An 18,387-nucleotide genomic window follows, 5' to 3' on the forward strand; every position below is an offset into this window, starting at 1 on the left:
GAGATTCGCGGGAATCAGGCTTCGATGACGGCGAGGATTTCGTTCTCGCTCATCACCAGCAGGTCTTCGCCATCGACCTTGACGGTGTTGCTGCCGGAGTACGGACCGAATACGACCTTGTCACCCACTTTGACGGCCAGCGCACGCACTTCGCCGCTATCCAGCACCTTGCCGGTACCGACGGCGACGATTTCGCCACGGTTCGGTTTTTCGGCAGCGGAACCCGGCAGCACGATGCCACCAGCGGTTTTCGATTCTTCTTCGCTGCGGCGGATGACGACGCGGTCATGCAAAGGACGAAGCTTCATTGTCGATCTCTCCTGATAGTTGTTTTACACAGCCGATGAGCGCACCGGCGCGTTAGCACAGTCCGGCGGAGCCGGTCGCGGCACGCCAGGGCGAACCGCGGAATTTGTTCTGCCAAACGACAGAAACCTTTCGGTGATGGCTAGATAGGGGCGTTCAAGCGTATTTCAAGGGCGCGCAGTGATTTTTTTCACGCATCACGCGTAACGCGGGACATGATGGAAACCGCCACCTGACACACATCAACCATCAATCGCGACGCTCGTACTCGCCTTCGATGACATTGGGACGACCCGCGCCAGGACGCGCCTGGGCCGCCTGCGCAGCAAGATCATCGGCAAACGCGCGCTGCCGCGCAGCCTGCTCGGCAGCCCGGCGGCGCAGGTTGCTGATCAGCAGGCGTCGGGTAAAGGGAAGCAGGCAGAACACGCCGATGATGTCACTGATGAAGCCTGGCAGGATCAACAGACCACCACCCACAGCCATCAACAGGCCCTCGAGCATCTCCTGATCGGGTAACTCGCCACGGGAAAGCTTTTCCCGTGCCCGCCAGGCCGTGGTGATACCGGCCACCCGCAGCAGGAACACCCCGAGGATACCGCTGCCGATAATGAGCAACAGCGTCGGCAGCACACCAATCATGCTGCCGACCTTGATCAGGACAGCCAGCTCGATGATCGGGAACAGCAGAAACAGAAAGAGAAAAGCGCGCATCTGGGTTTCCTTGGCGGAAGAACGGCTTCCGATAGCCTGTAGATGATGCCGCGCCCCCATTAATTCAAGACGTATGCACCTTGTCCGACGGCCAGCTGTCAGCCCGCGCCAGCAATACCAAGGCCTGCCGCACCTCAGCAGCACTGTTACAGGATGTTGGAAAGGCCAGCCAGTACACGCTCTTGCCGATGCGCAGGTGAAAACCTTCGCTGTCGATGCCGACCAGTTGCGCCGTCTCGTGCTGTGGCAGGCCGGCCAACGCCACATAGTGGGTGATGGCACTGGCATGGTCAGCATTCATGTGCTCAATCATGCCCTGCTCGCTGGCACCTGCAAAAGGGTTGGCCAGGGTGACCTGATCAATCCAGTGGATCGCACCAAAGCCGCCGATATAGCGGGCGCGCACTGGCTCCAGGCGCCAGAAGTCGAAATCATGAGCCTGGTGATAATCGCTGGACTCGGGGAAGTAGCGGTAATAGCGCGCTGCAGCGGCATCGATATCGACCGCCTCATTCAGCTGGCGAGCTTCGGTCAGCAGCGTAAGGCGGCCAACGGCCTGTACATCCTCGGCATTGCGCTCCCCCACCAGCAACGAACACTTGGGGTCACGCTGCAGATTATGGGTGTGCTGGGCGATACGGCTGATCAGGATCAGCGGACGCCCCTGATCATCCAGGCAGTAGGGCACCACCGAACCAAACGGGAACCCTGGCATCGCCTTGGAGTGGGTAGAAAGCACTCCCCGGTATTCCTTGAGCAGCAATTCTCGTGCATGCTTTGCGGCCTTCACGCTCACTTTATGACTCCTCGCGCAGAATCCGTCATAAACGGACAGGTCTTCAGCATAACTGGCTTAGAGGCCGGCGCGGCCACTGAATTAACCAGCAAGGGATTTCCGTTATGGAACTCAAAGACAAAGTCATCATCATCACCGGCGGCTGCCAAGGCCTTGGCCGGGCCATGGGCGAGTACCTGGCGGCCAAAGGCGCCAAGTTGGCACTGGTCGACCTCAACCAGGAACGTCTCGACGAAGCCGTGGCAGCCTGCAAGGCTGCCGGTGGTGATGCGCGCGCCTATATCTGCAACGTGGCCAACGAAGAACAGGTCACCCACACCGTGGCACAGATTGCCGACGATTTCGGCGCCATCAATGGTCTGGTCAACAATGCCGGTATCCTGCGCGACGGCCTGACCATCAAGGTCAAGGACGGCGAGCTGACCAAGATGAGCCTGGCCCAGTGGCAATCGGTGATCGACGTCAACCTGACCGGTGTATTCCTCTGCACCCGTGAAGTGGCTGCAAAAATGATCGAGCTGAAAAACGAAGGCGCGATCGTCAATATTTCCTCCATTTCCCGCGCCGGCAATATCGGCCAGGCCAACTACTCCGCCGCCAAGGCCGGCGTCGCTGCCGACACCGTGGTCTGGGCCAAGGAGCTGGCACGCTATGGCATTCGCGTCGCCGGTGTAGCCCCAGGCTTCATCGAGACCGAGATGGTCGCCAGCATGAAGCCGGAAGCCCTGGAGAAAATGGCCTCGGGCATTCCACTCAAGCGCCTGGGCAAACCACGTGAAATCGCTCACTCGGTGGCGTACATCCTCGAGAACGATTACTACACCGGTCGGGTGCTCGAGCTGGACGGCGGCCTGCGTCTCTGATCGGACACAAAATCGATCTCCAGCCCCATGAAAAAGCCCCGCATTGCGGGGCTTTTTCATGTCCGTTCGACGCGGCGGCTACCAGCCCACACCAAAACCGATGGTGTAACGGGTCTCGTCGATCTCGCCTTCGGAGCCGCTGACGATATCTTTCTGCGCCTTCATGTTCAGCGACGCCCAGTCGGTCACCTTGTAGCGCAAGCCCACTTCGGCATCCAGGGTGTAGTCGGCCACGCCAGCCAACGGCTTGCCCACCTCGCCACTGCTGAACAGCTCGAAATTCTTGCCGACCAGGTAACGGTTGTAGTCCCACTTCACGCTCAGCGCGTAGAAGTTTTCCTTGCCGCCATTGGCATATTGGTGATCCGTTCGGTTGGCCAACGAGGCCAGCGAGAATGCACCGAGCTCGTTATCCCAGAACTGGTAACCCGGACCGGTACCGACCGTGCGTTGGCGACGCAAGTCTTCAACGTTGTCGTGCTTGTATTCGAGGCGACCCTGCCAGAACCATTGCTCGTCGATGAAGTGGTCCAGCGCGTACTCCGCACTCCAGTTGTCGGTGGTTTCCACCTTGTTCTGGTATTCGCGGTTGTAGCCACCCTTGGCATTGTGCCGCCAGCTGCCATGTCGCGCCTGGGTCTTGAAGTCGACGTCGTAGTCGTCGGTGTCCTTCTCGGCGCGCTTGTAATCGAACGACAGGTCGACGTTCCCCTTCCAGACAAAGTCTTCCAGCACTGGCTTGGGCTTGAGGATCTGCTGGATGCTGGCCAGTTCGACCGTCTTGGGCTCCTCGCCATTGGCCAGAATCACCTTGCCGTCTTCGGACCGTTGCAGCGACTTGGCACGCTCGCCAATGAAGTCGCCCTGCTTGACTAGCAGCTCGCGATCGCTCTCCAGGGTAGCCACCTTGTTCCAGTCGAGCGTGATAGCACCACCGTAGTCGGTCTGCAGCAGCAGTTTGCCGCCGTCGAAGAGTTTGATGGTGCCCGTCAGGCGATCACCGTTCTTCAACCAGACAGTATCGGCAAGGGCAGCACTTGAACCGGATGCAATGGCGAGGCACAACAAGGTTCTGGGAAACAGGGTTCTGGAAAACATGGCGGGTAGACAACAACTCAGATTCGCATAAACCGGGCATTATCCTTATGCACGGCGGCTGAGCAAGAACTGACCGACCGAAAAACCTCAAGTTCCCCCATAAGCTCATGATAATGACGCCAGAAGGTGCATTCGCCGACCTGAAGGATCTCCAATGCGTACCCCCACCGACAAGACAACACCTCTTGCCCACGCCCCAATCGGCGACCCGATGAGCAGCCCCGAAGGGCGCCGTGCCGCACTCTATTTGGTGATGGCGCAGATCCCGCCAGGCAAGGTCATCAGCTACGGCGAACTGGCCGCCCTCACCGGCCTGGGCCGCGCGGCACGCTGGGTGGGGCGTACGCTCAGTCAACTGCCCGACGACACGCGCCTGCCCTGGCACCGCGTGCTGGGGGCCGGCGGGCGTCTGAGCCTGCCCGCTGGCAGCCCCTCCGGTGACGAACAGCGCGCCCGTTTGCGTGACGAAGGACTGACCGTTCGTAACAACCGGGTCGATATGCGCCACCACGGCTGGCGTCCGATGGAGATCAACGGGTAGAGTGCGCGCTTTGCTGCGGCTCCATCGCGGTGCACATCACCGAGATGAACCGAGCAGCGCTTTTTTCGGATCACACGCCCAATGCCCCATCGCACCTGGCGCGCCGCACTTGCCGCCTATGCCAGCCCGGCTACGCTGGCCCTGCTCCTGCTTGGCTTCGCCGCTGGCCTGCCTTACATGCTGGTGTTCTCCACCCTCTCCGTATGGTTGCGTGAAGCCGGTGTCGCGCGAGAAACCATCGGCTTTGCCAGCCTGATCGGCCTGGCCTACGCCTTCAAATGGATCTGGTCGCCTCTACTCGATCAATGGCGCCTGCCCTGGCTCGGCCGTCTCGGGCGTCGCCGCTCCTGGCTGGTGCTGTCCCAGGTGATGATCGCGCTGGGGTTGATCGGCATGGCCCTGTGCGATCCACAGCAGCACCTGACCTGGCTGATCGCTATCGCCGTGATGGTCGCCTTCGCCTCCGCCACCCAGGACATCGCAGTCGACGCCTACCGCCTGGAAATCGCCGAGGACAATCGCCAGGCTGCACTGGCCGCCAGCTACATGCTCGGTTATCGGGTCTCCGCCCTGCTGGCAACCGCGGGTGCGCTGTATTTCGCCGAATGGTTCGGCTCCACCACCAAGGTCTATGAATACGGCGCCTGGGCGAGTACCTACCTGGTATTCGCCCTGATGATCATACCGGGGCTGATCACCAGCCTGTGGATGCGCGAACCGCACATCGACATGCCTGCCCAGAGCAGTACCTCGCGCTTCAAGCTCAAGGACCAGCTGTTCTCGGTGCTGATCCTACTGGTGATGCTGATTTCCCTGCCCGCGATGATCACTGGCCTGCTGGACCGTGCCTGGCCGCGTGCGGCGCTGTACGCGCTGTTCCTCATCACCTGCCTGTCACCGTGGGGCCAACGGCAGATCGCCCCTGTGCGCGACTTGCTCAGCCAGCAACGCCGACAGCTGCTGGCCGCCGCACGCGGCAAGGTGATTCCCAACTTCGACTTCGTTCACCAGGCGGTGTCGGTGATCGTGCTCATCGTCATCATGGTGACCATTGCGGCTGCGGTGAAGGCCTACAGCACTGGGGCATGGCCGCGCGGCACCCTGTATGCACTGATTGCCCTGGCCTGCTTCTCGGCACCGGGGCGCCTGCTCATGGCGCCCGTGGTTACCCCCGTCAGCGAGTTTGTCCAGCGCTATCGCTGGCAGGCCCTGCTGCTGCTCGGGCTGATCGCCACCTACCGCATGTCCGATACGGTGATGGGCGTGATGGCCAACGTGTTCTACATCGACCAGGGCTTCACCAAGGAGCAGATTGCCAGTGTCAGCAAGCTGTTCGGCCTGGTCATGACCCTGCTCGGTGCCGGTGCTGGCGGTCTGCTGATCGTGCGCTTCGGCATCCTGCCAATCCTCTTCATCGGCGGCGCCGCTTCAGCAGCAACCAACCTGATGTTCGTCGCGCTCAGCGACATGGGCCCGCACCTGCCCATGCTGACGCTGAGCATTTCCTGCGACAACTTCAGCGCAGGGCTGGCCACCTCGGCATTCGTTGCCTATCTGTCCAGCCTGACCAACCTGAAGTTCTCCGCCACCCAGTACGCCATGCTCAGCTCCATCATGCTGCTGCTACCGCGCCTGATCGGCGGTTACTCGGGCGTGATGGTGGAGGAACTCGGCTATCACCAGTTCTTCATGCTGACTGCGATCATGGGCATCCCGACCCTGATCCTGATTGCCCTGCAGTGGACGCAGGAGCGCAGACGCCAGAACGAGCAACCGCCCGAAACTGCCACGCCCCCCACAGAGCGCACCGAACACCCGTGAAAAAAGCCGGCAATCGCCGGCTTTTTTCAACTTTGCGCCTGGGACGCCGTGGGGACTACCTGCACCAGTCGCGGCGGCTGAGCCAGTTCCACACCGGCACTCGCCAGGCTGTCACGCACCGACTCGTTGAGCATGAAGATCACCCCCCAGTAATCTGCATTGCTGGTCCACATGCGCAGGGACAGGTTGATCGCGGTATCGCCCAGACCAGCCACCACAACCACCGGGGCCGGCTCTTTCTGGACGCGCGGGTCTTCAGCCAGTTTCAACAGCACCTCGCGCGCCTTGGCGAGATCCGCGCTGTAGTCGACCTTCACGTCGTACAACACCTGACGAGTGGGCTGGTTGGAATAATTGGTGATGATCCCGTTGGACAGGCTGCCATTAGGCACGATCACCGTGCGGTTATCACCCGTGCGCAGCACCGTATGGAAGATCTGGATGTTATCCACCGTCCCGGCGACGCCCTGCGCTTCGACGTAGTCGCCCACCTTGAACGGACGGAACAGCAGGATCAGCACGCCACCGGCGAAGTTCGCCAGACTGCCCTGCAGGGCCAGGCCAATAGCCAGGCCGGCCGCGCCGATCGCGGCGATGAACGAGGTGGTCTCCACGCCGATCATCGACGCCACGCTGACCAACAGCAGCACCTTGAGCACCATGTTGGCCAAATTGGCGATGAAACCATGCAAGGTCCGGTCGACCCGACGCATGGCCAACAGGCGGCTGACCCGACCGGTCAGCACGTTGATCAGCCACCAGCCAACGGCCAGGGTGATCAACGCCAGGGTCACCTTGCCGCTGTACTCCAGCAACACGGGAACCCAGGCCTCGGAGCGTTTCAGCAACTCATCGACATTCATTTCCACACCGGACATCCTCTTTCGCCTTCACGTAACGCACGTGCCCCAGGCAGGCTGCGACAGCGTGCAACTGACCTCTTTTTGCGACGCAGGTCAGTCGTGAAGGTTCAAAGAATTGCCGCGAGGATCGGGTGAAGTTTCAGTCGCGGAAGTTGTTGTACTGCAGCGGCATGCCAAACTCTTTGCCACGCAATGCTGCGATCGCTTCCTGCAGGTCATCGCGCTTCTTGCCGGTTACCCGCACTTGCTCACCCTGGATCGCCGCCTGGACCTTGAGCTTGCTGTCCTTGATATGGGCGACGATCTTCTTCGCCAGCTCCTTATCGATGCCTTCGCGGAAGGTAACTTCCTGCTTGACCACCTTGCCCGAGGCATAGGGGTCCTTGAGCTCCAGGCACTGGCTGTCGATCTTGCGCTTGATCAGGCTGATGCGCAGAATCTCAAGCATCTGCTCCAGCATGAAATCGGCTTCGGCGGTCAGGGTGATGGTCTTGTCCTTGCTTTCGAAACTGCATTTGCCACGCAGATCGAAGCGCCGCTCCAGTTCCTTCACCGCGTTGTCGATGGCATTGGTGAGTTCGTGTTTATCCAGTTCGGACACCACGTCGAACGAAGGCATGTGCTTGCTCCAGATGGACGGCGCGATCAGTGTCACGGACAGAACGCGCCTGGCTTGACGGTAGAATTTGCGCGCTCATTATAACCACACCCGCACGCCCTGCTCGGTGAAGCACGGCGGCACTCCTATCTCTTTCTTGCGAGCCACCCCCATGCCCAACCCCCATCTCAGCATCCTGGTGGTGGACGACGCCAAGTTCTCCAGTGCCATGATCGGCCGCGCCCTGACGCAGGCCGGTTATCTGGATGTACGCTTCGCCACCAGCGCGGCAGAGGCGTTGCGTCAGCTCGAACTGCGCCCGGCCAGTGTATTGCTCGCCGACTGGCTGATGCCCGAGATGGACGGCCTCGACCTTACCAGTCGAGTGCGGCAACTGGATGAAACCGCCGATCACTACACCTATGTGATCCTGCTGACCGGCAAGGAAGGCGACAACGTGCTGGTGGAGGCCTTTGACCGCGGTGTCGACGATTTCATCAGCAAGGCGTCGATGAACGAGCAACTGGTTCCCCGGGTGTATGCCGCCGACCGCCTGTGCAACACCCTGCAGCGGCTGCTGCAGGAAAACCGCATGCTCACGCTCAATATCGCCAGCCTGGAGCAGCGCAACCTGGTCGACCCGCTGACCGGGCTCGGTAACCCGCGTTATCTGCAACAGAAGCTGAGCGACAGCCTGCGCCAGATCGAATCGCGCGGCGGCGCGGTGTGCTACCTGCTGATCGGCCTGCAGGATGCCGGCACGCTGCGCAGCCAATATGGCAACACCTTCTATAACGAACTGCTGCACGGCGTGGCGCGCCGCCTGCAACAGCTGGTACGTCCACTCGATGTGCTGGCACGTATCGACGACAACCATTTCGCCCTCATCACCTTGATCGATGACCTGCAGGAGTGCTCACCGAGCAGCTTCAAACGCTTGCACGAGGGGCTCAACCTCAAGGCCTTCAAGACCAGCGAAGGGTTTATCACGCTCAAGGCCGGTATCAGCCTGGTGGGGCTCGATGCCAAGTCGCTGCCCCTCGACCCTCACCATCTGATCAGCCACGCTGCCCGCCTGCTGCCCGACTCCTACGCCAGCGGCCGGGTCAACGCCGCACGCATGCCACAACCCCAACCACAGTGACCTGGCACGTCCTCGGCGCCGGCAGCCTGGGCAGCCTGTGGGCCGCCCGGCTTGCCCGTGCCGGCCTGCCCGTCAGCCTGATCCTGCGGGATGCGGCACGCCTGGCGGCCTATGAGGCTGGCGGCGGGCTGACACTGGTGGAAAACGAACACAGCACCACCTATCCAATCACAGCCTCCACGGCCGGCACTAGCGGCCCGATCCAGCGCCTGCTGCTGGCCTGCAAGGCCTACGATGCCGAACAGGCCGCACGCAGCGTGGCCCCGCACCTGGCCGAAGGGGCGCAGATCATCCTGTTGCAGAATGGCCTGGGCAGCCAGGACGCAGTCGCTGCCGCCCTGCCCGGCAAATACATCATCCTGGCCTCCAGCACCGAAGGCGCCTTTCGTCAGGACGGTTTTCGCGTGGTCTTCGCCGGACAAGGATTCACCTGGCTGGGACGCCCGAACGATCCACAGCCGCCCGCCTGGCTGGATGATCTGCAGCAGGCGGGTATCACCCACGCCTGGACGCCGGACATCCTGAGCAAGCTGTGGCGCAAGCTGGCGCTGAACTGCGCCATCAACCCACTGACCGTCCTGCATGACTGTCGCAATGGCGAGCTGCAGAACTGGCCGCAAGAGGTTGCAGCGTTATGCGATGAACTGGTGACACTGCTGGTCGCCTGCGATCAGCAGGAAGCCGCCATCGGCCTGCACGAAGACGTGCAGCGGGTCATCATCGCCACGGCCGCCAACTATTCGTCCATGTATCAGGATGTGGCTCAAGGGCGGCGCAGCGAGGTCAGCTACCTGCTCGGCTATGCCTGCAACGCCGCTCGCCAATACCAGGTCAAGATACCTGCCTTGCAGTCGCTGCATGCCCGCCTGATCGCACACCTTGCTGCACAGGGATTACCACTGGACTAAGCTCGGGGCCTATTGAGCCCCTTCCGGGTGCGCGTTACCCTGCCAACCTTCCTACCTGCGGAAACTGCGCCCTTGACCCGTCTGCGCCAGCGCCTCGACAACCTGCCGGTCGGCCGCAAACTGCTCGCGGCATTGCTCGTGCTACTGGCCACCGTGCTGCTGGTCGCCAACCTGGCCTTTATCAGCGCCGCCTACTGGATTTCCCAGGACAGCGTGGCGCCACAAGCCTTGCATACCCTGGGGCGCCTGATCGCCAGCCCGGAAGTCAGCCGCCACGCACTGGCCTCACCGGAAAATGCCGACGCCCTGCTACACAGGCTGGACAGCTATGCGCCACTGCGCGCGGCCGCCCTCTACGACAGCCAAGGCCAACGCCTGGCCGAGCTGCAAGTGGGCGCCTCACTGAAGCTGCCACGTCGCGCCGACAAACTCGACCACTGGCGCGTCAGCGAATTCCGCACATCACTGGTCGTGGAGCTGCCGCAAGGCGATAGCCCACCGGGCTACCTGTTACTGGTGGCGTCCAGCGAACTGCCAGGCGCGTTCTATACCGGCACGCTCACCGCCAGCGGCGCGATTCTGGTGTTCAGTGTGCTGCTCTGGACGCTGATCGCCCGGCAGATCCGCCGCCTGATCACCCGGCCGATCCGTCATCTGGAAGAGCTGTCGCGCCAGGTCACCCGCGAAGAGAACTACGCCTTGCGTGCGGCCCGTGGCAACCAGGATGAGATCGGCAGCCTGGCCGACGCCTTCAACACCATGCTTGGCCGTATCGAAGCCCGCGAGCAGCAGCTCAAGCGCGCTCGCGACGATGCCCAGGAGGCCTTCGACCAGGCCCGCAGCCTGGCCGAAGAGACACGTCACTCCAACCGCAAGCTGGAACTGGAAGTCCAGGTCCGCGGCAAGATCGAGAAAAAGCTCACCGGTTTCCAGAACTACCTGAACAGCATCATCGACTCCATGCCGTCGGCCCTGATCGCCCTCGATGAACAGCTCTACGTCACGCAGTGGAACCAGGAAGCGAGCGCCCTCTCCGGCACGCGCCTCGACGAAGCGCTGAACCAGCCGATCTTCCTCGCCTTTGCGCCACTCAAGCCGTTTCTCGCCCGCCTCAAGCGCACGGCCGAACAGCACCGCGTGGAAAAAATCGAACGGGTCACCTGGAAGCGCGGCGAAGAAACCCACCATTACGCCCTGACCTTTTACCCCCTGATGGGAGGCAGTGGCCGGGGCGTGGTGATCCGCATCGACGACATCACCCAACGCCTGTCGCTGGAAGACATGATGGTGCAATCGGAAAAGATGCTTTCGGTCGGCAGCCTGGCTGCGGGCATGGCTCACGAGATCAACAACCCGCTCGGGGCCATCCTGCACAACGTGCAGAACATCCGCCGTCGCCTGTCCCACGAACTGGTAAAGAACCAGGAACAGGCCGTCGCCATCGGCATCGCCCTGGATGACGTGACCGCCTACCTGGAAGCGCGCGAGATCCCGCAACTGCTCGACGGCATCCAGCAGGCCGGCTCGCGGGCCGCGAAGATCGTCAGCCACATGCTCAACTTCAGCCGCATGAGCAACCGGCAGATGGAGCCGTGTGAACTGCCGGCCCTGATCGATCAGGCTCTGGAGATCGCCGGCAACGATTTCGATCTGGCAGACAGCTTCGACTTCAAGACCCTGTCCATCTCGCGCGACTTCGACGAGCACCTGGGCCCTGTACCGGCCACCGCCAACGAACTGGAACAGGTGCTGCTCAATCTGCTGAAGAACGCCGCGCAGGCCATCCACCTGCGTGAAGACGACAGCGAACCTGGGCATATCACTCTGCGCACTCGCCTCAATCCACCCTGGGCGGAAATCCAGGTCGAGGACAATGGCATCGGCATGCCCGACACCGTGCGCAAACGCATCTTCGAACCCTTCTTCACCACCAAGGAGGTTGGCCAGGGCACTGGCCTCGGGTTGTCCGTGTCGTACTTCATCATCACCAACAACCACAAAGGGCAGATGGAGGTGCACTCCACAGCGGGCCAAGGCACTTGCTTCACCCTGCGCCTGCCCCTTATCGCCACCGACAACACGAGCAACTGAACATGGGCTATCGCCTGAGCAAGATCTATACGAAGACCGGCGATACCGGCGAAACCGGGCTGGCCGACGGCCGCCGCGTCAGCAAGGACCACCCGCGCATCGAAGCCATTGGCGAACTGGACCACCTCAACAGCCAGCTCGGGCTGCTGCTGGCCGACTTGGCCGAACAGCAAAGCCTGTGGCCGGGGCTGACGGAAATCATCGAGGTGCTCGCCCCCTGCCAGCACCGCCTGTTCGATCTTGGCGGTGAGTTGGCAATGCCCGACTACCAGGCGCTGGACGAAGCGGAAATCGAGCGCCTGGAACAGGCTATCGACCGCTGGAATGACGAGCTGGGCCCGCTGAAGAACTTCATCTTGCCCGGTGGTTCACGCCTGATTGCCCAGGCTCATGTCTGCCGCAGCCTGGCTCGCAACGCCGAGCGCCGCTGCCAAACGCTCAACGCCGAGGAGCCACTGCGCGCGGCCGGCATGGCTTACATCAATCGCCTTTCCGACCTGCTGTTCGTGGCTGGCCGCCTGATCGCCCGCCGCCAACATATCGACGAAGTGCTCTGGCAGGTAGCGCAGAAGCCGTCCACACCGTAGCAGCGAGCTCTGCTCGCGAAGCTTTTTCGGCGCCGGGCTCGCGGGCAGAGGCCAGGCTCCTCCTCGCCCCCGCAATCAAACCAGCGGCCAGAACGCCCGAATGCCGGCGACGCCCTGTGCGCCGCTCTGCCAAGCACGAGGCAGGTCGTCGGCACTGACACCACCCAGGAGATAAGCCGGGCGATTGAAGCCCTTGAGCAGCTCGCTGGCAGCGTCCCAACCCAAAGGCACGGCGTCAGGGTGGGTCAGAGTCGCCTGTACCGGCGAGAGGGTGATGAAATCCACACCCATCTGCTCGGCCAGCGCCAGCTCCTCGGCGTCATGGCAGGAGGCCGCCAACCAGCGCTCAGCCGGGAACGGCCTGCCCTTGGCGGCATACTTGCGTAGCTGCTCACGCGTCAGGTGCCAGCCGGCAGCGGGGAAATCCCCCAGCCACTCCAGCGGCCCCTTGAGCATCAGTTGCGCCTTGCCGGCACACAGGCCCTGGATATCAGTGGCCAGGTCGCGGTACTGCGCATCGAACATCGCCGGCGCCCGCAACTGAATCAGGCGAGCGCCATTGGCCAACGCCGTACGAACACCGCGCAACAGCTCACCGGGCTCGAGATCGTCCGGGGTAATCAGGTAACGGTCTGGCAAACGTGCTGCCGATACGATGGGCTGATTGGCAGCAGGAAACTCATAGTCGCCGAGCTGCCTGGCGCTGACCCAGGCCAGCGGCTGTCCCTCGGCACCATGCGGCTCGCCGCTGAACGCGGAAACCTCCCAGACGTCCAGCAGCACCTGCTTGTCCGGGTAATCATGATGAACCTGAATCAACGGCCTGGCCGCTGTCACGCGGATGCCCAGCTCCTCATCCAGCTCGCGCACCAAGGCTGCCTCTACCGCTTCACCTGGCTCTACCTTGCCGCCTGGAAATTCCCACAGGCCGCCCTGGTGCTGATCGTTGCCACGGCGGGCGATCAGCACCTGTTGATTGGCATCGCGGATAACCGCAGCCGCCACATGCACACGTTTCATTGATTGGACTCCGTCTCCTGCAAAGCGGCCTGGTGCCAGCGCTGGAAGGCAGACCACTGAAAAATGGTATCGACATAGGCGGCCGCCTCGTCTGGCAGCGCCACGGCATAACTGCGCAGCCGGCTGGCCACTGGCGCGTAGAACGCATCGGCCACACTGGCATGGCCAAACAGGAAGGGACCGTCCTGGCCATACCGCGCACGACAGTCAGCCCACAGGGTGCAGATGCGACGAATATCCACCGCCACCTCGTCCGGGACGTCCGCCAGGGCCGTCAGCCGTTGCATGTCCATTGGCATATGGCTACGCAAGGCAACAAAGCCGCTGTGCATCTCGGCACAGATCGACCGCGCCAGCGCACGAGCCGCCTGACCACGCGGCCACAGATGGGCTTCGGGAAAACGTTCGGCAAGGTATTCGGCGATGGCCAGGGAATCCCAGATCACCCCGTCTTCGGCGGTCTTGAGTACAGGCACCTTGCCGCTTGGCGAATGCGCCAACAAGCGTTGGCGGCTACCCGCGCGATACAACGATTCAGTAACCTCCTGATAGGGCGCGCCACTCAATTCAGTGACGAGCCAGCCACGCAGCGACCAGGATGAGTAGTTCTTGTTGCCGATGATCAGCGTAAGGGACATGTGCCGCTCCTGTTACCCGTCGGATATCGATGGAACATAAGAGGCGCATGCCCTGCTGACCAATTCCCTTTTTTCATCGGGGGATGCGCGGCAGGAATGCCGGTATCAGGTCCGGTATTCCGCGTTGATCTTGACGTATTCGTGGGACAGGTCAGTGGTCCAGATGGTTTCACTGCAGGTGCCACGCCCCAGTTCGATGCGAATACTGATCTCCTCGCGCGCCATGACCTCGGCGCCCTGCGCCTCGGTGTAGCTCGCCGCACGGCAGCCCTGGCTGGCGATGCACACATCGCTGAGGAACACGTCGATCTTGCTCACGTCCAGTTGCGGCACGCCGGCATAGCCCACGGCAGCGAGGATGCGCCCCCAGTTCGGATCAGAGGCAAACAACGCGGTCTTGATCAGCGGCGAGTGGGCCACGGCATAGCCGACGTCCAGGCATTCCTGGTGAGTGCCACCACCATTGACCTGTACGGTGACGAACTTGGTCGCGCCTTCGCCGTCACGCACGATGGCCTGCGCCACGTCCATGAAAACCTCGAACACCGCCTGCTTGAGCTTGGCGAACAGTTCACCGCTGGCTTCGGTGATTTCCGGCAGTTGCGCCTGGCCGGTGGCGATCAGCATGCAGCAGTCGTTGGTCGAGGTATCGCCATCGATGGTGATGCGGTTGAACGACTTGTTTGCCGCATCGCGCACCAGGTCCTGCAGCACACCGCGCGCCACGTTGGCGTCGGTAGCGATATAGCCGAGCATGGTCGCCATGTTCGGGCGAATCATGCCGGCACCCTTGCTGATACCGGTCACGGTGACGGTCACGCCTTCGTGCTGGAACTGGCGGCTGGCGCCCTTGGGCAGGGTATCGGTGGTCATGATGCCGGTAGCGGCTTCAGCCCAGTGGTTCTCGGACAGATCATCCAGAGCGGCCTGCAAGGCAGCCTCGATCTTTTCCACGGGCAAGGGTTCGCCGATCACTCCAGTGGAGAACGGCAGCACCGCCTCGGGTACCACGCCCGTCAGCGTAGCCAGCGCGGCGCAGGTGCGACGGGCATTGGCCAGGCCATCGGCACCGGTACCGGCATTGGCGTTGCCGGTGTTGGTCAGCAGGTAGCGCACATCGCCCTGGAATCGCTCACGGGTAACGATCACCGGCGCTGCGCAGAAGGCGTTGGTGGTGGTCACGGCAGCCACGCGCGAACCTTCGACGCAGCGCATCACCACAACATCCTTGCGCCCTGGGCGCTTGATGCCGGCAGAGGAAATACCGAGTTCAAAACCGGGAACCGGGTGCAGGACCGGCAGGGGACCAAGACCAACAGCCATGGGTGCGCTCCTTCGTGGGCGATCAGGTGAAACGCCGCACACCGGTGCGGCAGGCAGTAAAAACGCCGCGAGCGGCTAAGCCGGTCGCGGCGTGGTTATATAACAGGCCTCAAGCCATCGTGGTCAGTGGCTCAGCCGACCTGACCATGACAGTGTTTGTACTTCTTGCCGGAGCCACAGGGGCACGGCTCGTTACGACCGATCTTCGGCTCGGCACGGACCGGCGCGGCGGCGACTGCAACGTCACCGGCAGCCTCGGCCTCAGCGTCCTCATCGAGCGGCAGCGCAGAAGCGTCAGCATGCTGGAACTGCATGCGGGCAGCCAGGGCCTCGGCCTCGCGGCGCAGGCGTGCCTCTTCTTCAGCAGGGTCGTCGCGGCGAACCTGGACATGCGACAGCACGCGGATGGTGTCGCGCTTGATCGAATCGAGGAGTTCCTGGAACAGCGTGAAGGACTCGCGCTTGTATTCCTGTTTCGGGTTCTTCTGCGCATAGCCACGCAGATGGATACCGTGGCGCAGATGATCCATCGTCGCCAGGTGGTCCTTCCACAGGTCGTCGAGCACACGCAGCAGCATCTGCTTCTCGAAGGTACGCAGGGCCGCGGCGCTGGCGACCTCTTCCTTCTCGTTGTAGGCAGCCAGCAGCTCGTCGAGGATGCGGACGCGCAGGGTTTCTTCGTGCAGGTTGTCGTCTTCGTCCAGCCACTGCTGAACCGGCAGTTTCAGACCGAAGTCGCTGTACAGGGCTGCTTCCAGCCCAGCGATATCCCACTGCTCGGGCAGCGACTGCGGCGGCATGTGCTGGCTGATGGTGCTATCCAGCACCTCCTGGCGGAAATCGATGATGGTTTCGCCAATGTTGTCAGCCGACAACAAGGTGTTGCGCATGTGGTAGATCACCTTGCGCTGCTCGTTGGCTACGTCATCGTATTCGAGCAGTTGCTTACGCATATCGAAGTTGCGACCTTCGACCTTGCGCTGGGCCTTCTCGATGGCGTTGGTCACCATGCTGTGCTCGATGGCCTCACCGGACTGCATGCCCAGGGCCTTCATGAAGTTCTTCACCCGGTCGGAGGCGAAGATGCGCATCAGGCTGTCTTCCAGCGACAGGTAGAAGCGGCTGGAGCCTGGATCACCCTGGCGACCGGCACGGCCACGCAGCTGGTTGTCGATACGGCGGGATTCGTGACGCTCGGAGGCGACCACGTGCAGACCACCAGCTTCGATCACCTGCTGGTGACGCTTCTGCCAATCAGCCTTGATCTGTGCAACCTGTTCGTCAGTCGGGTTTTCCAGGGCTGCCACTTCGACTTCCCAGTTACCGCCCAAGAGGATGTCGGTACCACGGCCCGCCATGTTGGTAGCGATGGTCACGGCGCCAGGACGACCAGCCTGGGCAATGATTTCCGCTTCCTTCTCGTGGTACTTGGCGTTGAGCACCTTGTGCTCGATACCGGCCTTTTCCAACAGTTGGGAGACGTACTCGGAGCTGTCAATCGACGCAGTACCGACCAGGATCGGCCGGCCCTGGGCCTGGCATTCCTTGATGTCGGCGATGATCGCCACGTATTTCTCTTCCTGGGTCAGGTACACCAGGTCGTTGTAATCCTTACGTGCCAGCGGCTTGTTGGTCGGGATGACCAGCACGTCCAGGCCGTAGATCTGGCGGAACTCGAACGCCTCGGTATCGGCGGTACCGGTCATGCCGGCGAGTTTCTTGTACAGACGGAAGTAGTTCTGGAAGGTGGTCGATGCCAGGGTCTGGCTCTCGGCCTGGATCTGCAGCTTTTCCTTGGCCTCGATGGCCTGGTGCAGGCCTTCGGACAGGCGACGGCCGGGCATGGTGCGGCCGGTGTGCTCATCGATCAGCAGCACCTGGTCGTTCTGCACGATGTATTCGACGTTGCGATGGAACAACTTGTGCGCGCGCAGGCCAGCATACACGTGAGTCAGGAGGCCAAGATTGTGCGCGGCATACAAGCTTTCGCCCTCAGCCAGCAGACCGGCCGCACCGAGCAGTTCCTCGATGTATTGGTGACCGGCTTCGTTCAGTTCGACCTGACGAGTCTTCTCGTCAATCTTGTAGTGGCCTTCCTGGGTGACCACACCTTCCTCTTCCTCGATGTGCTGCACGAGGCGCGGGATCAGCTTGTTGATTTCGATATACAGCTTGGAGCTGTCTTCGGCCTGACCGGAGATGATCAGCGGCGTACGCGCTTCATCGATGAGGATGGAGTCCACTTCGTCGATCACGGCGAAGTTCAGCTCGCGCTGGAATTTCTCATCCAGGCTGAACGCCATGTTGTCGCGCAGGTAATCGAAACCGAATTCGTTGTTGGTACCGTAGGTGATGTCAGACGCGTAAGCGGCACGTTTCTCTTCCGGCGGCATGAACGGCGTGACGATACCCACCGACAGGCCCAGGAACTCATACAGCGGACGCATCCAGTTGCCGTCACGACGGGCCAGGTAGTCGTTGACCGTGATGACGTGGACGCCCTTGCCTTCGAGTGCGTTGAGGTAAACCGCCAGGGTACCCACCAGGGTCTTGCCCTCACCGGTACGCATCTCGGCGATCTTGCCTTCATGCAAGGCCATGCCGCCGATCAGCTGTACGTCGAAGTGGCGCATGCCCATCACCCGCTTGCCCGCTTCACGGGCTACGGCAAAGGCTTCGCTGAGAATCTGATCGAGGGTCTCGCCCTTGGCCAGGCGCGCCTTGAACTCTTCGGTCTTGGCTCGCAATTGCTCGTCGGAGAGCGTCAACATCTGCTCTTCGAAGGCATTCACTGCCGACACTGCCTTGAGCATGCGTTTGACTTCACGCTCGTTCTTGCTTCCAAAGAGTTTCTTCAACAGCGGCGCAAACATATCGGCAGATTCTTCCACTAATTGGGATGATGGACAGTGTAAAACACCGGCCCTGCAGCCAGCACGGCTGCGTGCAAAGGGGGCATTCTACCCGGAAACGTTGGCGATGAAAGCGCAGCGTGCATACAGGCCGGGGCAAGCCGTTCAACTGCGCAAACACAATCTGTTCTTATATGGGGATAGCATCCAACGGCTACAAGCCC

At 61.8% G+C, this 18,387-nt stretch carries 17 protein-coding genes; 7 read left to right on the forward strand and 10 right to left on the reverse strand.

Translation table 11 applies throughout. The features are described 5' to 3' along the window. Positions 1–14: 14 nt before the first annotated feature. The 3 genes from ACWPW0_RS17915 to ACWPW0_RS17925 form a co-directional block, all read right to left on the reverse strand. Entirely contained in the window at positions 15–308 is a 294-nt protein-coding gene (locus ACWPW0_RS17915) for a co-chaperone GroES (protein WP_447593655.1), read from the reverse strand. A gap of 247 nt (positions 309–555) precedes the next feature. Further along, on the reverse strand, positions 556–1,020 hold the full coding sequence (locus ACWPW0_RS17920; RefSeq protein WP_447593657.1) for an FxsA family protein: 465 nt from the start codon (positions 1,018–1,020) through the stop codon (positions 556–558). Positions 1,021–1,084: 64 nt separating this feature from the next. Continuing rightward, positions 1,085–1,816 carry a HugZ family pyridoxamine 5'-phosphate oxidase gene (locus ACWPW0_RS17925; RefSeq protein WP_447593659.1) on the reverse strand — a complete coding sequence of 244 codons (732 nt, stop codon included), beginning with the start codon at positions 1,814–1,816 and terminating at the stop codon, positions 1,085–1,087. 104 nt (positions 1,817–1,920) lie between these two features. Between ACWPW0_RS17925 and ACWPW0_RS17930 the strand changes: the two genes are divergently transcribed. Then, the gene (locus ACWPW0_RS17930) at positions 1,921–2,679 is read left to right on the forward strand and encodes an SDR family oxidoreductase (protein ID WP_447593660.1); all 759 of its coding nucleotides are present in this window, start codon (positions 1,921–1,923) and stop codon (positions 2,677–2,679) included. 78 nt (positions 2,680–2,757) lie between these two features. Here ACWPW0_RS17930 and ACWPW0_RS17935 read toward each other — a convergent pair whose 3' ends face one another. Beyond that, positions 2,758–3,762 (reverse strand): DUF481 domain-containing protein, encoded by a 1,005-nt coding sequence (locus ACWPW0_RS17935; RefSeq protein ID WP_454256766.1) that lies wholly within the window; start codon positions 3,760–3,762, stop codon positions 2,758–2,760. 226 nt (positions 3,763–3,988) lie between these two features. Between ACWPW0_RS17935 and ACWPW0_RS17940 the strand changes: the two genes are divergently transcribed. Then, the gene (locus tag ACWPW0_RS17940) at positions 3,989–4,318 is read left to right on the forward strand and encodes an MGMT family protein (RefSeq protein WP_454256767.1); all 330 of its coding nucleotides are present in this window, start codon (positions 3,989–3,991) and stop codon (positions 4,316–4,318) included. An 81-nt stretch (positions 4,319–4,399) separates the two neighbouring features. Then, positions 4,400–6,139, forward strand: a complete 1,740-nt coding sequence (locus tag ACWPW0_RS17945; protein WP_447593662.1) for an AmpG family muropeptide MFS transporter — start codon at positions 4,400–4,402, stop codon at positions 6,137–6,139. 26 nt (positions 6,140–6,165) lie between these two features. Here ACWPW0_RS17945 and ACWPW0_RS17950 read toward each other — a convergent pair whose 3' ends face one another. Together ACWPW0_RS17950 and ACWPW0_RS17955 are read right to left on the reverse strand one after the other, a co-directional pair. Further along, positions 6,166–7,008 (reverse strand): mechanosensitive ion channel family protein, encoded by an 843-nt coding sequence (locus ACWPW0_RS17950; RefSeq protein ID WP_454256768.1) that lies wholly within the window; start codon positions 7,006–7,008, stop codon positions 6,166–6,168. 133 nt (positions 7,009–7,141) lie between these two features. Beyond that, positions 7,142–7,621, reverse strand: coding sequence for a YajQ family cyclic di-GMP-binding protein (locus tag ACWPW0_RS17955; RefSeq protein ID WP_447593664.1), 480 nt, complete (start codon positions 7,619–7,621; stop codon positions 7,142–7,144). Between the two features lie 151 nt (positions 7,622–7,772). Here ACWPW0_RS17955 and ACWPW0_RS17960 point away from each other — a divergent pair, with 151 nt between their 5' ends. The 4 genes from ACWPW0_RS17960 (at position 7,773) to ACWPW0_RS17975 (ending at position 12,330) form a co-directional block, all read left to right on the forward strand. Beyond that, positions 7,773–8,744, forward strand: coding sequence for a response regulator (locus ACWPW0_RS17960; RefSeq protein WP_454256061.1), 972 nt, complete (start codon positions 7,773–7,775; stop codon positions 8,742–8,744). Beyond that, the gene (locus ACWPW0_RS17965) at positions 8,741–9,652 is read left to right on the forward strand and encodes a putative 2-dehydropantoate 2-reductase (protein ID WP_454256062.1); all 912 of its coding nucleotides are present in this window, start codon (positions 8,741–8,743) and stop codon (positions 9,650–9,652) included. Before ACWPW0_RS17960 ends, ACWPW0_RS17965 begins: the two co-directional genes overlap by 4 nt. A gap of 81 nt (positions 9,653–9,733) precedes the next feature. After that, positions 9,734–11,743: an ATP-binding protein gene (locus tag ACWPW0_RS17970; protein ID WP_454256769.1), complete on the forward strand. Its 2,010-nt coding sequence runs from the start codon at positions 9,734–9,736 to the stop codon at positions 11,741–11,743. A gap of 2 nt (positions 11,744–11,745) precedes the next feature. Continuing rightward, a complete protein-coding gene (locus ACWPW0_RS17975) occupies positions 11,746–12,330 on the forward strand; it encodes a cob(I)yrinic acid a,c-diamide adenosyltransferase (RefSeq protein WP_454256063.1) in 585 nt (194 codons plus the stop codon). Positions 12,331–12,405: 75 nt separating this feature from the next. Here the strand turns inward: ACWPW0_RS17975 and ACWPW0_RS17980 are convergent, their stop codons facing one another. The 4 genes from ACWPW0_RS17980 to secA form a co-directional block, all read right to left on the reverse strand. Continuing rightward, positions 12,406–13,350 carry a Nudix family hydrolase gene (locus ACWPW0_RS17980; RefSeq protein ID WP_454256064.1) on the reverse strand — a complete coding sequence of 315 codons (945 nt, stop codon included), beginning with the start codon at positions 13,348–13,350 and terminating at the stop codon, positions 12,406–12,408. Beyond that, positions 13,347–13,988 carry a glutathione S-transferase family protein gene (locus ACWPW0_RS17985; protein ID WP_454256065.1) on the reverse strand — a complete coding sequence of 214 codons (642 nt, stop codon included), beginning with the start codon at positions 13,986–13,988 and terminating at the stop codon, positions 13,347–13,349. The genes ACWPW0_RS17980 and ACWPW0_RS17985 overlap by 4 nt, the downstream gene beginning before the upstream one ends. 105 nt (positions 13,989–14,093) lie before the next feature. Next, positions 14,094–15,311 (reverse strand): bifunctional glutamate N-acetyltransferase/amino-acid acetyltransferase ArgJ, encoded by a 1,218-nt coding sequence (gene argJ, locus ACWPW0_RS17990; RefSeq protein WP_447593680.1) that lies wholly within the window; start codon positions 15,309–15,311, stop codon positions 14,094–14,096. 131 nt (positions 15,312–15,442) lie between these two features. Further along, positions 15,443–18,184, reverse strand: a complete 2,742-nt coding sequence (gene secA, locus ACWPW0_RS17995; protein WP_454256066.1) for a preprotein translocase subunit SecA — start codon at positions 18,182–18,184, stop codon at positions 15,443–15,445. Positions 18,185–18,387: the final 203 nt, after the last annotated feature.

It is taken from the genome of Pseudomonas sp. Marseille-Q8238 (assembly GCF_965111915.1).

Coding starts and splice junctions, on each gene's coding strand:
- ACWPW0_RS17945 (WP_447593662.1), top strand. CDS start 4,400: ATGCCCCATCGCACCTGGCGCGCCGCACTTGCCGCCTATGCCAGCCCG.
- ACWPW0_RS17940 (WP_454256767.1), top strand. CDS start 3,989: ATGAGCAGCCCCGAAGGGCGCCGTGCCGCACTCTATTTGGTGATGGCG.
- ACWPW0_RS17930 (WP_447593660.1), top strand. CDS start 1,921: ATGGAACTCAAAGACAAAGTCATCATCATCACCGGCGGCTGCCAAGGC.
- ACWPW0_RS17985 (WP_454256065.1), bottom strand. CDS start 13,988: ATGTCCCTTACGCTGATCATCGGCAACAAGAACTACTCATCCTGGTCG.
- ACWPW0_RS17915 (WP_447593655.1), bottom strand. CDS start 308: ATGAAGCTTCGTCCTTTGCATGACCGCGTCGTCATCCGCCGCAGCGAA.
- secA (WP_454256066.1), bottom strand. CDS start 18,184: ATGTTTGCGCCGCTGTTGAAGAAACTCTTTGGAAGCAAGAACGAGCGT.
- ACWPW0_RS17980 (WP_454256064.1), bottom strand. CDS start 13,350: ATGAAACGTGTGCATGTGGCGGCTGCGGTTATCCGCGATGCCAATCAA.
- argJ (WP_447593680.1), bottom strand. CDS start 15,311: ATGGCTGTTGGTCTTGGTCCCCTGCCGGTCCTGCACCCGGTTCCCGGT.
- ACWPW0_RS17975 (WP_454256063.1), top strand. CDS start 11,746: ATGGGCTATCGCCTGAGCAAGATCTATACGAAGACCGGCGATACCGGC.
- ACWPW0_RS17920 (WP_447593657.1), bottom strand. CDS start 1,020: ATGCGCGCTTTTCTCTTTCTGTTTCTGCTGTTCCCGATCATCGAGCTG.
- ACWPW0_RS17960 (WP_454256061.1), top strand. CDS start 7,773: ATGCCCAACCCCCATCTCAGCATCCTGGTGGTGGACGACGCCAAGTTC.
- ACWPW0_RS17955 (WP_447593664.1), bottom strand. CDS start 7,621: ATGCCTTCGTTCGACGTGGTGTCCGAACTGGATAAACACGAACTCACC.